The following is a 14,735-nucleotide window of genomic DNA, read 5'->3' as shown; positions in this document are numbered from 1 at the left end:
TGCTCACTCCCCGTAAAAATAATGCTTAATTATTTTCTGATGTGACACTGGAAACGCGTAAGCCTCAATTTCTGATTGATCAACCCATTGATAGCCTGCATCCCATTCGTTTTCGTTTTTATCTACAACTGCTGTATACACATCGATATCCCAAATGAGATGCGAGAAAACATGCTCTACTTTGTGAATACGCTCGCCAATTGTTACCCCCTGTCCTACTTCAGCTGTGAGTATAGCTGTTAGTGGTTCTATCTCCATCATATGACGATCTACTTCTACGTTTGGGAACTGCCACATTTTTGCTAATAACCCTTCTTTTGGACGTTTCTCGATCAAGACTCTTCCGTTCTCATCCCGTATGATAAACGCGGTCATGTATTTTCGCTTTGCCTTCTTTTTCTTCGTTTTCACTGGTAACGTATGTTGAATTCCTTTTGCATTCGCTCTGCAATGCTCTCGAACAGGACATAAAAGACACCCAGGTGAGGTTGGGGTACAAATTAACGCTCCAAGTTCCATTAATCCTTGATTAAACGCAGATGGATCTTCTTTTGAAATCAAATCGTACAGAATGTCTTCAAAGACTTTCCGTGTTTTAGCCTTCGCGATGTCTTCATCTATTTCAAGCACACGCGACAGAACACGCATGACATTTCCGTCGACTGCAGGCTCTGGCTTTCCATAAGCAATACTAAGAATCGCTCCTGCTGTATAAGGGCCCACCCCCTTCAGTTTGGAAATTTCTTTTCTTGTGTTAGGCACAATTGCTTCATATTCTTCAACCACTTCTCGTACCGCTGTCTGTAAGTTACGAACTCTTGAATAGTACCCTAGACCTTCCCAAGCTTTTAAAATCTTATCCTCTTCTGCATAAGCTAGATCCTCTAGGGTTGAGAATTCCCTCATGAAATTTAAATAATATGGAATGACAGTATCGACCCTCGTTTGTTGAAGCATAATTTCTGATACCCACACATGGTATGGATCTTTGTTTTCACGCCACGGTAAGGTTCTTTGATTAGTGTAAAACCATTCAACAAGGCCTTGCTGAAACCCTTCTACGTTCACGCCAACTAGCTTATCATGTTGCACGATTGTCCTCCTTGTTTGTTCTCTCAAGAAACGCCCAACAATTCACTTTTTCTGCGCCTCCATCTATGTATTCATGTAAATCCTCGTTAATCGGTGCTGTCTGATCTTGGCGCATCTTTTTTATTAGTTCGTACTGACTATACTCACTTACTTTAAACATCTCCACATATAAATGAGGTTGGTCACGTGCAATATACCATTTAAAGTTATATGCACCTACCTGCGTTAGAGCTTGCTCTAACTTCAACATCGTCTCTTCATATTGATTTACAAACTTTTCATGTATTCTATATTCAATAAATACGTCTATTGCAGAAGTCATTGATAATCCTCCTTTTTAACAGTTAACATTTCGGGTATAACTAAACTATACCAGACCGTTGTTAAAATCAATTACCTTGAATTTTAACTGAGGTTTTGTATGATTAAGAAACTAGATGATATCAATGAATGAAGGAGGTGTGGAAAATGGATACTGGTACACATATTGTCATGGGTATTGCATTAGGTGGATTGGCCACTCTAGATCCAAACGTGGCAGGAGATCCTACCATGCAAACGGCTGTGATGACCGCAGCAATCATTGGCTCACAAGCGCCAGACTTTGATACCGTTTTAAAATTACGAAATAATGCTGTGTACATTCGTAACCATCGTGGGGTTACCCATTCCCTACCCGCTATTCTTTTGTGGCCTATTATCCTGACTGCTGGGATCAGCTTATTCATTCCAGGTGTCAATTTGTTAACTATCTTCCTTTGGTCCTTTTTAGCAGTGTTCCTTCACGTATTTGTTGATATTTTTAATGCGTATGGTACACAAGCATTAAGTCCCATTTCAAACAGATGGATTGCTTTAGGCGTTATTAATATTTTTGACCCATTTATTTTCTTCATGCATCTTGGAGCTATTGCAATGTGGGTTCTCGGAACACATCCTGGCTTTACCTTCTTAGGACTTTACCTTGTCATTATTCTTTATTATCTCTGGAGGATCTATGAGAAACAAACCGTCGTGAAGCATGCGAGAAGTATGCACCCAAATGCTACTCATATCTTTGTTTCACCAACCATTCGCTGGAACCAGTTTCATCTTGTGATTCGAACACCTGAAACCCTGTATGTAGCGGAATCTAAGGATAATCAAATTAATTTCTTTGAGAGATTTTCGTTTGATCCAATTCCAGACGACCCAATTATTAATGCCGCACGTAAAGATAAAAATTTAGATGCTTTCCTTTCTTTTTCACCAACCTATCGTTGGGAAGTGGAGGAAAAAGATGATTTAACCGAAGTGCGGTTTGTTGATTTACGCTATCGAAGTAAAGGCCATTATCCGTTCGTAGCGATTGTTCAACTAGATGAGCATTTAGAAATCATTAGCTCTTATACGGGTTGGGTCTTCAGTGAGGAAACTTTACAAAAAAAATTAACTATGATGGAAGAACAAACATAATGACCATAAAAAGTCTGTCACTAACCATGTTAGTAGACAGACTTTTTCTTAATGCTTTGGATGATGATCTTTGTTTAAGTGTGAGAACTTTTGTTTCTTCGGTGCATATTTGTGCAGAAACGGTCCGTATTGCTGAATCCATTTGACAACAACTTGCTCTGTCATCTCTTGACCTTTGTATTCCCGACCAGCTTTAGCACGTGTCGTTTCAAAGTCTTCCCATAATCCTTCCACCCACGTACGTGCAGCTTCTGAACTTAATTCACTATTAACCGCTAATAATTCTTCTGTTAAGCGCTTAAAAATGTGTTCCATAATATCTGTTTCCTCCTTTAGCAACAATTATCTCTAATGAAATACGGAATCTGTCTCATACTAGAAGTAAGCCGCTATTTAAGTGGCTGATTTAAAAAGGGGGTTCACCTCACGATGCGTAACAAATCGAAAGACTTTCCAGGTGCAATGAATTTTTCTGAAAAACCAAAAGAAACAGATGCTACCTTGTCTAAACGTGCAGATGGAACGATCAATGACCATCCACAAGAAAGAATGGCACATTCAAACAAAGAACAGTAGTGACTAATGGTTAATGGAGGTGCTCATTATGGGCAAGCCAAGAAAAAACACACCGTATAAAGATCCTTTCTGTTCGCCACGTTCTAACCCGAAGCATGCATTTCACCAAGTAAATGGTGAAACTGAGCAGAGTCAGCATAATATTATACTCGAGGTTCAAACACGCAAACGATCATAACATGCAAATGTTCCTCATCAATGGTAATGGACGGGCAAAGAGCCCTTCCATTACTTTTGTGTCAACAAGGAAATCGGCACCGCATCAAGTGCTGTTCCATTATCACGATACCCCCAGGCAAAATGCCCGTTTAAATAAGAAATCTGAAACGATGACTCTCCGTCTGTTAATGTATAAGTTTCGCCTGGTTTAAAATCAGCAGGATCTAATAAATAGGCTTTGGCCATGATCATACGTCGTTCATGAACGGCAAATTCATTCATCATCCCCAGTTGCTCTGCTTTTTTTGCTTTTTCATTTATTTTGGAAATTTCCGTCCTTAGTTCATACGACGTCATCTCACTAAATCGCTTATCATCCATCTTCATGTCCCCCATATATGTTCTTTCTTTTTATTAGTATAGCAAATTCAGCTTTATTCATCTTCTTGTTCTTGACTCAGGTACGTAGAAATCATATCCAATGAAAAGCCCTTTTGATATAAAGCTTGTTTCATTCTCTGTTTGTACTCCCAGCCTTCGTATTTCGTGCTGTATTTTCGTTTAAGCTTATCGCCTTGAAACATAAGAGCTTCCAACTCCTCGGAATTATCAACTGTAAACGTCACTTCATTTAAAGCTAACTGAATGGCTTGTCTTGAAAAACCTTTAGCCATCAACTGTGTAGCAAGTTTTTGTTTAAATGAAGATAAGGATTGCTTCGGTTTTCTTGCCTCTTTTTTCTCAAGCCATTTTATCATTTTTTCCACTTGCTCTTCTTCTGGAAATGTCTCAAGAGCTTCAGCAATATACTGTGGACCGACGCCTTTTTGCATCAATTCTTGACGCAGTTTCATTGGCCCTTTGAGTAATGTTAACTTCTTACTTTCAACATAAGCCTTGCTAAATTCCTGATCGTTCAAGAACTTTAACTCAATAAGTTTCGAGATAACTCTTTCAACATGTTCAGGGTGCCGCTCTTTTTTTGTTAAATACTCTTCCATTTCATGAATTGAGCGCATGCGATACGATAAAAAATTAAGCGCCAGATGATGTGTTTTTTTCTCTTCATCTTTTTCAATAACTTCAGTCAGTTCATTTTCTTCTAATTCTAGCCCTTTTTTCAAGCCATACTTCAGTAGAATAGCTTCATCTACACTAAACCCATACTCTTCACCTGCACCACGATCGATGAATAAGTTATACCGTCCTTTGATCCTTTTTTGTACCGTGACTTTGGTAATCTTAATCATGAGATGCACCTCACTTCTCTTTTTACGTCCGTTTAGATTACTATGAAATCAAACATACTTAAGAATACTGTTTCTCGTATATGGGTATTGTCTTAAGAATCATCTTTTTAAACCAACATTTATTACACGGAGGTTATTTTATGAAAATTGCTATTACTGGTGGGACGGGATTTATTGGCTCGAAGTTGACATCAGCATTAACTGAGCAAGGTCACACTGTTTACATTCTAACAAGAAACCCAGACAACAAACCAGAACAACCTTCTGTGACTTACGTCAAATGGTTAAACGAAGATGCAGAACCGGAAAAAACATTAGATGGAATTGACGCAGTCGTTAACTTGGCTGGAGAGTCCATTGGCGATGGGCGCTGGACTGAAGAAAGAAAAAAACGAATAATGTCTAGTCGAATTGATGCAACTCGTGAAGTGATCTCCCTTATAGGGAAACTCAATAAGAAACCAAAGGTGCTGGTCAATGCTTCTGCTACTGGCTATTATGGCAACTCCTTAAAAGAAACATTCACAGAAGAATCTTCCCCTGTTGAACAAAATTTTTTAGCTGACGTTGTGAAAAAGTGGGAATCAGAAGCGATCAAAGCCGAACAGTTTGAAATTCGAACTGTGTTCACGAGATTTGGGATCGTCTTATCAAAAAATGAAGGCGCACTAAACCGTATGCTACTCCCTTACAAGTTGTTTGCTGGTGGTTCACTCGGCTCAGGGGAGCAATGGTTTTCTTGGGTTCATATTGATGACGTTGTTGGCATGATTATCTTCTCTTTAACGAATGAGCAAGTAGAAGGTCCAATCAACGTAACCGCACCACAGCCATTGAAGATGAATGATTTCGGGAAAGTCGTCGCAGAGGTTCTAGGCCGACCACATTGGTTGCCTGCCCCTTCTTTCGCATTGAAGATTGCTTTAGGGGAGATGAGTACACTTGTATTAGATGGTCAAAAAGTACTGCCAGAAAAAGCCGAGATTCTTGGCTACCCTTTTCAATTTAAGACACTAAAACCTGCACTTAATGACCTCCTAAAATAATGCTGAAGCACAGAAAAAAATTTTTAATTTTTTTACAAAAAAGCAGTATCTTTTTCCACAAAAAACATTTACTATAGAAAAGTATTAATGAGTAAACGGGAGTTATACTCGTTATATGTGATACTCATATGATATCAAGAGGGTATATCACGTTATATGGCACTTTAAACAACTATATGAGCTTTGGGAAGGCAATTGGTGCGCCACCATTTTTCTGGTTCTAGTGGGTTCGATTCCCACCCCGAATTTGATACTTCATTTATTAAATTCGAGGGTGGAGCGATGAACTCGCCCTCATTTCAAAGGAGGGCTTTTTGTGAATTTAAGAAAACGAGACGTCGCTGATTGTCATGCTTTATTTGAATTAATGGTAGATCCTGCTGTCTTCCCATTTGTTCGTCATAAGGCATCATCCTATGATGAGTTCGTCTTTTTAACAAAGCAGACAATTGAAGCAGAAGAACGTGGCGAACTCATTTCTCGAACGATCGTTGATGAGTGGGGCGAGCCGATTGGAACCATTAATTTATTTGATGTGGAAGACCAAAGTGGATTTTTAGGAACTTGGATTGGCAAACCACATTTCGGAAAAGGATACAATAAAATCGCAAAAGATGCCTTCTTTGATGAGCTGTTTTTTCAGTGTGACATTCAAACCGTTTTCATGAGAATTCGTAAAGAAAACCTTCGTTCATATAAAGCCGCTGCTAAGTTGCCTTATTCGACTTTAGCAAACGATATTCGACCAGATGTATATAAGCAAATCAATCTGCAAGCGTACTCGTATGATTTATTCCAAATTGAAAAAGATCAATATCACTTGCACCTGATGCGAAAAGCAAACGAAGAGCAACAAGTGTTTGAAATCAAAGAAGCGTAGTTGGATATTTTTTCATTTTTTTGCTCACACTAAGGATAATCAACCGAAAGTGAGGGGATTTAAATGAAAAGTAAAAAACGTCTAGCAACAGAAGAACGAAGCACACTCCGTAAAGCTCAAGAAGTTCGGTTCGCATCCGAATTTAGAGCGGCCGATCGAGCGGCAAGACACTCTTCCAAAAGCTAACACTTATAAAATGTTCTCCGTAATCCATACTATAGGTAGATAAGCAACGCTCTTGCTTATCAAAAATCATCTACCTATAGGGGGAATTTATTCATGGGCAAGAATAATCGCAACAAACAACAACAAATGCAACATCAACACCAACAGCAGCAACATGAAGCAGAATTTGCTAACGAATATGCTACTGAAGGTCCAAGCTTTGAGCAACAACGTCAGCAACAACAAAAAGCTGCAGCGAAGCGCTCTAAGAAGAACTCTAAATAATTTTACAAAAAACACACAAACGACGTGACGTCGTTTGTGTGTTTTTCTTTTCACTCAGAATGTCATAAAACCTAACACTAGCAACCGTTTCATACCTTTCGACAGTTTTTACAGAAAATTTTATAATGTCAATTTGTTAGAATACTTAACAATTTGGTAGCATTTAATACCATTCATGTCCTTACCTACTTTAACCCCCTCTAAGCCGGAATTAAGCGTTATAATCCACTTTAAGCTAGTTTGCCATCCTTCTCTTATCACCTTATGATTAAATATGTGATAACGTCGAACAAAGAAAAGTTTGAGGAGGAACTAACATTACTAATCAACAAGCAACCGCAACTGCCCAAAAAACAACTGATATTCGTTTATTAAAACCAACTGTTAATGATGGAGCAGCAATGTGGGACCTCGTGAACCACTCCACATTGGATCAAAATTCTGCTTATAAGTACATTATGATGTGCGAGTTTTTTGCAGAAACATGTGTCGTTGCCAAACATGATGAGAATGTAGTTGGATTCATCACTGCTTTTATCCCTCCTACAAAACCTGATGTCGTTTTTGTATGGCAAATAGGAGTAGATGCCTCCATGCGAGGAGAAGGCCTTGCGTCCAAAATGTTAAATGAATTAGTTTCACGCAACGGTTTAACGGGTATTGAGTATGTCGAAGCAACTGTTACCCCTTCCAACAAAGCATCACAATCATTATTCCGAAAATTAGCTCGTGATTATCAGACTGAATGTTCTGTATTAGATTGTTTCTCGAAGGAACTTTTCCCAGGCGATAACCATGAAGAAGAATTGACATTTAGAATTGGTCCATTACATCTAGAAAAGTAAAAAGAGCACTTCAAAATAATAGTTGTGACCTTTCCGAATACCCATACCAAGTATAGTATGAGTGAATGTAACCAAGGAGGAGAATGTTAGATGAGTAAAACTGATATGAATATATTTTCTCAATTAGAATCCGAGGTAAGAAGTTATTGCCGCAGTTTCCCTACTGTATTCACCAAAGCAAAAGGATACAAAATGTGGGATGAATCTGGTAAGGAGTATTTAGATTTCTTCTCAGGCGCTGGTGCCCTTAACTATGGCCATAATGATGACAAGATGAAAGAAAAACTAGTTGAGTATATTATGCAAGATGGCATTACCCACTCATTAGATATGGCTACTGTGCCTAAAGCAGAATTTTTAACAACGTTTAACGACGTTATCTTAAAGCCACGTCAATTAGAATACAAAATAATGTTCCCAGGACCTACTGGTACAAACACAGTAGAAAGCGCGTTGAAACTCGCTCGAAAAGTAACTGGACGTACAGATATTCTTAGCTTCACAAATGGTTTCCACGGCATGACTATTGGTGCCCTTTCTGTAACAGGAAATTCATTTAAACGTAAGGGTGCTGGAATTCCATTACAAAATGTAGTAACAATGCCTTATGACAGCTTTGTTAACGAAGAACTCGACACTCTGGAGTATCTCGAACGCTTTTTAGAAGATAGTGGTAGTGGTGTGGCTATCCCTGCTGCAATGATCCTCGAGACAGTCCAAGGTGAAGGTGGTATTAACGCTGCTCGAATCGAATGGTTACAACGTATCGAACAAATTTGTAAACGTTGGGGAATTATACTCATAGTTGATGATGTGCAAGCTGGTGTAGGACGTACGGGTACATTCTTCAGTTTTGAAGAAGCAGGTATTAAACCTGATATCGTGTGTATGTCTAAGTCAATTGGTGGATATGGTTTGCCACTCGCCATCACATTGATCCGACCTGATCTTGATATTTGGGAACCTGGTGAGCATAACGGTACATTCCGTGGCAACAACCATGCCTTCGTAACGGCAACTGCCGCGCTTGACTACTGGAGGGATCCAGCATTCGAAAAGAATATTCAAGAAAAATCAAAACGTATTATAAAGTTCCTGGAGAGTCTAACTGAGAAATATCCAGAAATTAAAGGGGAAGTTCGTGGTCGTGGCTATATGGTCGGAATTGCCTCAGAAGTTGAAGGGTTATCAGGTAAAATCGCTGCTCAAGCATTTGAGCGTGGATTAATTATGGAAACATCAGGACCAAAAGATGAAGTATTTAAGCTCTTCCCTCCACTCATTATTGATGATGCGGGACTTGAAGCTGGTTTTGACATTATTGAAGCAAGTGTAAAAACAGTTCTGGAAGCTGCTGAACCTGTAACATCGTAATATTATTTTAAAAATGTAGAGGGCGCAGTATCCTACTGCCCCCCTACTTACTCAATTAATTAATTTTCAACTAACTTACTGGAGGTTTTTAACGATGAAAGTAGTAGCACTTAAAGACATCATTGGTACAGATCAAGAAGTAAAAGGTGAAAATTGGACGAGCCGTCGTTTGCTATTAAAGAAAGATGGTATGGGCTACTCTGTTCACGACACAACCATTAAAGCAGGAACAGAGACACATATTTGGTATCAAAATCACTTAGAAGCTGTTTATTGCATCGAAGGTGAAGGTGAAGTAGAAACGCTTAAAGACAATAAAGTATGGCCAATTAATAAAGACGAAATTTATGCTCTTGATAAATACGATGAGCACCTTCTCCGTGCAAAGACAGATATGCGTATGGTTTGTGTATTCAACCCTCCAATTACTGGAACAGAAACACATGATGAGAACGGTGTATACCCGATTGTCGAAGATTAATATTTTCAATAAACTCATTTAAAAAGCCGTCTACTGAGCTCCTGCTCAGTAGACGGCTTTTCGTTTATTAATGAATTAACACTTGCTTAAAATTGATCTCTTCCACATTAATGCCAACCTCATCCAAAAAACCCATAACAGCTTCTAAGTTATCAACTGGATACTGCGTTAAGCAAATCGATGAAACTTTTTCTAAATTTGTAAGGAAGTATTCATCCTGGGCAATATCCACCTTTAACTCTAAGAGGATGCTCAATACATCCTCATCTTTTTCAAATGTGACAAATCCATCTCTCTCATTAAAATAAATGATCAGAGGGATTTGTGTGTGTGGATGAACAACATGCGCTTTATATAGATTCATGTCACTCCGCCTTTCTACCATTTAAACGATCATTTAAACATTTAAATGGTCTCGCATTGCTTTACTTTTAATACTAATCTTAGTGTTTAGAAGTTCATTTGCCGGAACTGGTTCACTGAATAAGTACCCTTGAATAATTGGTGTCTGATCACCCACTAGTAGTTGTAACTGCTCGAACGTTTCGACCCCTTCAACAACTACATCTAAATTGAGATGCTTAGACATTAATATGAGGGTTTTAATCATCGCTTCAGCTTTTTTGTCTTGAACTAACTCATTAACAAACGAACGGTCTATTTTAATGACATCGATCGGCAAATGTCTGAGCTGGTTCAACGAGCTATATCCAGTACCAAAATCATCAATACTTACTCGAACTCCAAGTTCTTTAATTTGCAGAAGAATCTTTCTAGCCCTAACCTCACCAATCGCCATACTCTCAGTTACTTCAAGCTCTAGTTGATGTGGCTCAATCTCACTTTCTTCAATAATCCGTTCAATAACCCCGACGAAATTATGTTGAAATAATTGAATCTTAGATAGGTTCACAGAGACATGTGGAATCATCATTCCTTGATCATTCCACTCTTTCAGTTGGAAACAAGCTTCCTTTATGACCCATTCTCCTATTGGTAGAATGGTTCCTGTTTTTTCGGCTAACGGAATAAACACCGCTGGAGAAATAATATCTCCATTTGTTCGTCTCCATCGCAGTAGGGCTTCAACCCCCTGAACATTTCCACTCTCAACATGAACTTTCGGTTGATAGTAAAGAAGCAGCTCATCTTTTTCTAGCGCTTTTCTAAGATCAGCCTCTAGTTTCATTGTTTCTCGTGTTTTTGTCATCATTTTTTCTTGATAAAAAGCGTAAGAGATTTGATTCTCCCGAGCGTAATCCATCGCAGCATGGGTTTTATTCTCTAACTCTTCACGCCCCTGGCCATCTTTAGGATAGTGCGTAATCCCCATATGAACATTTAAGAAGAATTCATATTGATCAATGTTAATAGGATGTTCAAGCTTCTCTGTAATCAAATTCATCAAACGAACTATTTCAGATTTTGGCCTTACTTGATAATCGATAACAGCAAACCGACTATCACTCAGTCTAGCTACAAACAATTGATTGTTCATTAACGGTCTAAATCTGCTCATTAACTCATCAAGAATTTGATCAGCAAGTTGATGACTAACCTGTTCTCTAATCATGTTTAATCGACTAAGCTTTAATACAAGTAGCACAAAAGGCTCACTTTTACTCGTTGTTAATTTCATGAGTTGACGATCAAATGCCTGATAATTAGGAAGCTGCGTCACTGAATCATGCAGAAGTAAGAAATTAAGTTGAGAATCTGCTCCCTTTTCCGCTGTGATATCAGATAACATTCCACCGATTTGGACCAACTCTCCGTTTTCTGCGTAAATCGGGTACACATGATCTTTCACCCAACGTACTTCTTGATATTTCGTATATATTCTGTATTGGAAGACCTTCTCCCGTCCATCTTTTAACTTTTCTAACCATTCTTGCTTTGTAGGATAGGGACGGTCTTCTGGAATAATCAAGTCATACCAGTCTTCAGGGGAATCTTTTAATTCCTCATGAGAGTAACCAGAGATCTCTTCTACCTTACTTGATAGATTCAAGATTTGTCCGCTCTTAATATCTTTCACCCACAATACACCATCAATGGATTGATAGAGTGTACTTAATTGCTCGGTCGCTCTTTCTGTTTTTCTTATTTGAACTTTAATTAGCATGATCATCGGGATAATTAAAACGATATAGATCAAGTTTAAAACGAGTGCTAAAGTGGCGTTGATGAAGTTGCTCATAAAATATAAAATATTAGTGCTAAGTAATAAAAATATACATCCACATAATAGATATAACCATTTCGTAGTTGGAAGTTTTCTCGTTAGTAAACTCATCTATCTACCCTCTTCATAGAAATATAAAACTCTTTTTTCTACTTTTCTACCTCTAATATAACAGTTTTTCCAATCAAATAGTGAGTATTAAATAGGAAAATTAACCTATTTACAAAATTTATTCAATAACTCACCTTCTTTTATGACGATTAAGGAAAAATGAGATCGAATTCATTATGACCATATAACAAAAACAAGGAGCAGCTCTTGTAAATTCAGCTCCTCCGTTTATTACATCTAACCCTTATCCCTTTGAAGATTTATCAATAAATTGTTTTAACATCGCTGGTGCAACATTTGTAAAAAACGGTAAGTGGAGCCGTTCCGTACGCTTATGCGCATCTTTTCCATACGGTCCGATATTAACGGTAGGCATATTTAATTGCTGCATCGATGCGAGGGGCAGTTCATACCCTTTAAACAGGGTTGGCATATTTCTTTCTAATGTTTCCCTTACCTCATCAGGTTGTTCGATTTTTCCATAGCTTACATCGGAAAGACCAGGAAAATATCGCTTTTCTATAATTTTTTCACTGAACTGTTCTTCTGTCCATTTCTGAAGCGAACTCATGTCTAATAGAAGCTTTGACTCGATTGGATCATTCTTCCTTAGACTCACAGCTGGGTAATAGGGTGGTGCGAACATCATGACATAAAATGGTGCCAACTCTGAGAAAGAATCCCCTAATTCTCTCGCTAAAGCAATGGTCACATCTCTCGTATCCCCTCCTTCTCCCTCTACACGCTTCGCCACGTTTTCTAACCGATTCAAAAAAGATTTTCCATTCCGCTCTACTCCTCGATCTCTTAACTCACCAAACGAATAAATGGAAACAGCAGGTATTTCTTGCTCGACTTGATACGTTTTGTAACGATCCGTTAGTCGTTGATGAATAGTTTCTGTACAGAATTTAAGCGTTTTACCGATCTCATCTAATACTTCTTGGGCATTTTTTTTGTAGGTAAGAACATTAAATGTTGCATAAGCAAATGTCGGTGTTTGCACATTGTATTCATATTTTAGGTCACTTAGTCGAAGGACCGTTGGGGGCGGAACGAGGTCCCCATCTTCCTCTTCAACGAAACGATCAGAGAGCTCCATCTCACAAACGACCTCTGAGATCATCCATGATGCATTCACACCTGCAAGTGGTTCACCTACATGAGTCTCACGTCCTACTGCGCAGACGAGCGGAAGCATTTTCCCAACGGAACCCGTGTAAATATACTTCGCTTCATCACCAGGGAAGCTCGTAAAACTTGGTTCTGAACAGATGCCAATCATCTCTTCATATTGATGTCGTCTCTTCCACTCCGCCAACCACTCAACACTTGCTAGCATTCCTTCTGAGTTCCGCTCTTCATCAGGTGTCGCAAGAAGAATAATATTAATCTTCTTCTCTTCTGCAATCGCATCAGCCATTATCGCCATTTGAATTGCAAGGCCTGCTTTCATATCCATCACGCCGCGACCGAATAGCCAATCCCCGCTCTTGACGTCTTTAGCGACGTCTTCTGCAACGGTCTCCTTTTGCATTTGCTCTGTATAACGATCACAGTCAAAAGCTAAGTACTTATGTTGACCAAAATCATCAATACCGACGACATCAAAGTGGCTTAATAGTACATAGGCGCGATTGTCAGATGGATTCCCTTCATATACAGCCGCAACAGAGAATCGACCCCATTGATCATTTTTAATCTTCATTTGCACTACTTGGTCTGGATTCTCCTTAAAATAATCGATTTCTTTTATCAAGGAAATAATTTTTTCACCCATTACCACCTCGCCATTGGTACCGACGATACTTGGTACGGACACAAGCACTTTTAGTAAGTCGACTAATGCTGTAGAGTTCCCCCAAAGCCCTTTCATCCGCTCACCTCATTTACTGTTAGAATATCAATGATTATATCTATCAGAATAACACAACTATTCTTACTTTTATATGCGCAACTCGATCTTCTGGCGAGTGATTATGCTAAACTACAGGATGAACACTTTAATCTTAAAAGGAGATGAGACAGTGAATTACTTAATTATTACCGGGGCTTCTAAAGGACTCGGAGCTGAAATTGTCAAAGCTTACGCAAAGAAGAATGCTCACATTATTAGTATCTCTCGTACAGAAAACCATTCTTTATCTCAAACCGTTCAAGAAAAAGGCGCAACACATACCCAGATGATGCTTGATCTAAGTAACATTGACCAAATCGCTTCATTAGTAGACAACGTCTTTGAATCAATTGATCTAAGTCATGCCACTTCCATCCACCTCATTAACAACGCTGGCTTGCTAGCACCGGTTAAACCAATCGAAAGATGCTCACATGAGGAGATGATTAAAAATCACCATGTGAACTTACTTGCCCCTATGCTCCTCACATCTTCATTTTGTGAAAAGGTAGCAAACCTATCAATCGACAAAAAAATTATTAACATTTCCTCAGGTGCAGCCAAACGTCCAATTTATGGTTGGAGTCAATATGGGAGTGCTAAAGCTGGACTTGACCTCTTTAGCCAAGGGGTAGCCGTTGACCAACAAGAAACGATTCACCCGGTTCAAGTGATCTCATTTGCTCCAGGAATTATGGATACCAACATGCAAGCAGAGATTCGTTCAACCGATAAGGAAGATTTCATCAACGTTGAAACATTTAAAGAATACAAAAAAACCGGCAAGCTTTTACCACCAGCAACTGTTGCAAATGTCATCGTTGATTTACTGTCAGCAGACGATTTTCCAAATGGAGAAATCGTCAGTGTACAAGATTATTTATAAAAATAAAGCCCTTCAAAGGGATCTGTGGCAGATCCCTTTGAAGGGCTA

General features: G+C 38.8%; 19 protein-coding genes. 11 read left to right on the top strand and 8 right to left on the bottom strand.

Annotation, left to right across the window (positions count from 1 at the left end; translation table 11 throughout):
• Positions 1-3: 3 nt before the first annotated feature.
• Positions 4-1,092, bottom strand: coding sequence for an A/G-specific adenine glycosylase (mutY, locus tag CDZ88_RS01175; protein WP_100371818.1), 1,089 nt, complete (start codon positions 1,090-1,092; stop codon positions 4-6).
• Positions 1,082-1,414, bottom strand: a complete 333-nt coding sequence (locus tag CDZ88_RS01170; protein ID WP_100371817.1) for an MFS transporter — start codon at positions 1,412-1,414, stop codon at positions 1,082-1,084. Before CDZ88_RS01170 ends, mutY begins: the two co-directional genes overlap by 11 nt.
• Before the next feature lie 146 nt (positions 1,415-1,560).
• On the opposite strand from CDZ88_RS01170, the gene CDZ88_RS01165 reads away from it, so the two are divergent.
• Complete coding sequence (locus CDZ88_RS01165) at positions 1,561-2,547, top strand: metal-dependent hydrolase (RefSeq protein ID WP_100371816.1); 987 nt, start codon at positions 1,561-1,563, stop codon at positions 2,545-2,547.
• Between the two features lie 48 nt (positions 2,548-2,595).
• Here the strand turns inward: CDZ88_RS01165 and CDZ88_RS01160 are convergent, their stop codons facing one another.
• Complete coding sequence (locus tag CDZ88_RS01160) at positions 2,596-2,862, bottom strand: YfhJ family protein (protein WP_100371815.1); 267 nt, start codon at positions 2,860-2,862, stop codon at positions 2,596-2,598.
• A gap of 114 nt (positions 2,863-2,976) precedes the next feature.
• On the opposite strand from CDZ88_RS01160, the gene CDZ88_RS01155 reads away from it, so the two are divergent.
• Positions 2,977-3,123, top strand: coding sequence for a small, acid-soluble spore protein K (locus tag CDZ88_RS01155; protein WP_100371814.1), 147 nt, complete (start codon positions 2,977-2,979; stop codon positions 3,121-3,123).
• A gap of 28 nt (positions 3,124-3,151) precedes the next feature.
• Complete coding sequence (locus tag CDZ88_RS01150; protein WP_100371813.1) at positions 3,152-3,301, top strand: YpzG family protein; 150 nt, start codon at positions 3,152-3,154, stop codon at positions 3,299-3,301.
• Between the two features lie 50 nt (positions 3,302-3,351).
• Here CDZ88_RS01150 and CDZ88_RS01145 read toward each other — a convergent pair whose 3' ends face one another.
• Entirely contained in the window at positions 3,352-3,663 is a 312-nt protein-coding gene (locus tag CDZ88_RS01145) for a YfhH family protein (RefSeq protein WP_100371812.1), read from the bottom strand.
• 53 nt (positions 3,664-3,716) lie between these two features.
• A complete protein-coding gene (gene recX / locus CDZ88_RS01140; protein WP_100371811.1) occupies positions 3,717-4,532 on the bottom strand; it encodes a recombination regulator RecX in 816 nt (271 codons plus the stop codon).
• A 140-nt stretch (positions 4,533-4,672) separates the two neighbouring features.
• Here recX and CDZ88_RS01135 point away from each other — a divergent pair, with 140 nt between their 5' ends.
• The 7 genes from CDZ88_RS01135 to CDZ88_RS01110 all read left to right on the top strand — a co-directional run bounded on the left by CDZ88_RS01135 (position 4,673) and on the right by CDZ88_RS01110 (position 9,608).
• Entirely contained in the window at positions 4,673-5,578 is a 906-nt protein-coding gene (locus CDZ88_RS01135; RefSeq protein WP_100371810.1) for a TIGR01777 family oxidoreductase, read from the top strand.
• A 316-nt stretch (positions 5,579-5,894) separates the two neighbouring features.
• A complete protein-coding gene (locus CDZ88_RS01130) occupies positions 5,895-6,458 on the top strand; it encodes a GNAT family N-acetyltransferase (RefSeq protein ID WP_100371809.1) in 564 nt (187 codons plus the stop codon).
• A 63-nt stretch (positions 6,459-6,521) separates the two neighbouring features.
• Positions 6,522-6,644: a YfhE family protein gene (locus CDZ88_RS01125; protein ID WP_100371808.1), complete on the top strand. Its 123-nt coding sequence runs from the start codon at positions 6,522-6,524 to the stop codon at positions 6,642-6,644.
• Positions 6,645-6,737: 93 nt separating this feature from the next.
• Complete coding sequence (locus tag CDZ88_RS17545; protein WP_198507802.1) at positions 6,738-6,908, top strand: hypothetical protein; 171 nt, start codon at positions 6,738-6,740, stop codon at positions 6,906-6,908.
• Positions 6,909-7,270: 362 nt separating this feature from the next.
• Positions 7,271-7,753, top strand: coding sequence for a diaminobutyrate acetyltransferase (gene ectA, locus CDZ88_RS01120; RefSeq protein WP_269799269.1), 483 nt, complete (start codon positions 7,271-7,273; stop codon positions 7,751-7,753).
• A 90-nt stretch (positions 7,754-7,843) separates the two neighbouring features.
• The gene (gene ectB / locus CDZ88_RS01115) at positions 7,844-9,127 is read left to right on the top strand and encodes a diaminobutyrate--2-oxoglutarate transaminase (protein ID WP_100371806.1); all 1,284 of its coding nucleotides are present in this window, start codon (positions 7,844-7,846) and stop codon (positions 9,125-9,127) included.
• A 94-nt stretch (positions 9,128-9,221) separates the two neighbouring features.
• The gene (locus tag CDZ88_RS01110; protein WP_100371805.1) at positions 9,222-9,608 is read left to right on the top strand and encodes an ectoine synthase; all 387 of its coding nucleotides are present in this window, start codon (positions 9,222-9,224) and stop codon (positions 9,606-9,608) included.
• 67 nt (positions 9,609-9,675) lie between these two features.
• Here CDZ88_RS01110 and CDZ88_RS01105 read toward each other — a convergent pair whose 3' ends face one another.
• The 3 genes from CDZ88_RS01105 to CDZ88_RS01095 form a co-directional block, all read right to left on the bottom strand.
• Positions 9,676-9,972: a hypothetical protein gene (locus CDZ88_RS01105; protein ID WP_100371804.1), complete on the bottom strand. Its 297-nt coding sequence runs from the start codon at positions 9,970-9,972 to the stop codon at positions 9,676-9,678.
• A gap of 33 nt (positions 9,973-10,005) precedes the next feature.
• The gene (locus CDZ88_RS01100) at positions 10,006-11,904 is read right to left on the bottom strand and encodes a putative bifunctional diguanylate cyclase/phosphodiesterase (RefSeq protein WP_100371803.1); all 1,899 of its coding nucleotides are present in this window, start codon (positions 11,902-11,904) and stop codon (positions 10,006-10,008) included.
• 244 nt (positions 11,905-12,148) lie between these two features.
• Positions 12,149-13,780, bottom strand: a complete 1,632-nt coding sequence (locus tag CDZ88_RS01095; RefSeq protein WP_100371802.1) for a M20/M25/M40 family metallo-hydrolase — start codon at positions 13,778-13,780, stop codon at positions 12,149-12,151.
• Between the two features lie 151 nt (positions 13,781-13,931).
• On the opposite strand from CDZ88_RS01095, the gene CDZ88_RS01090 reads away from it, so the two are divergent.
• Entirely contained in the window at positions 13,932-14,687 is a 756-nt protein-coding gene (locus CDZ88_RS01090) for a (S)-benzoin forming benzil reductase (protein ID WP_100371801.1), read from the top strand.
• Positions 14,688-14,735 lie beyond the last annotated feature (48 nt).

It is taken from the genome of Bacillus sp. FJAT-45037, assembly GCF_002797325.1.
GTDB lineage: Bacteria > Bacillota > Bacilli > Bacillales > Bacillaceae_D > Alkalihalophilus.
This window is presented reverse-complemented; position numbering and strand designations above follow the sequence as displayed.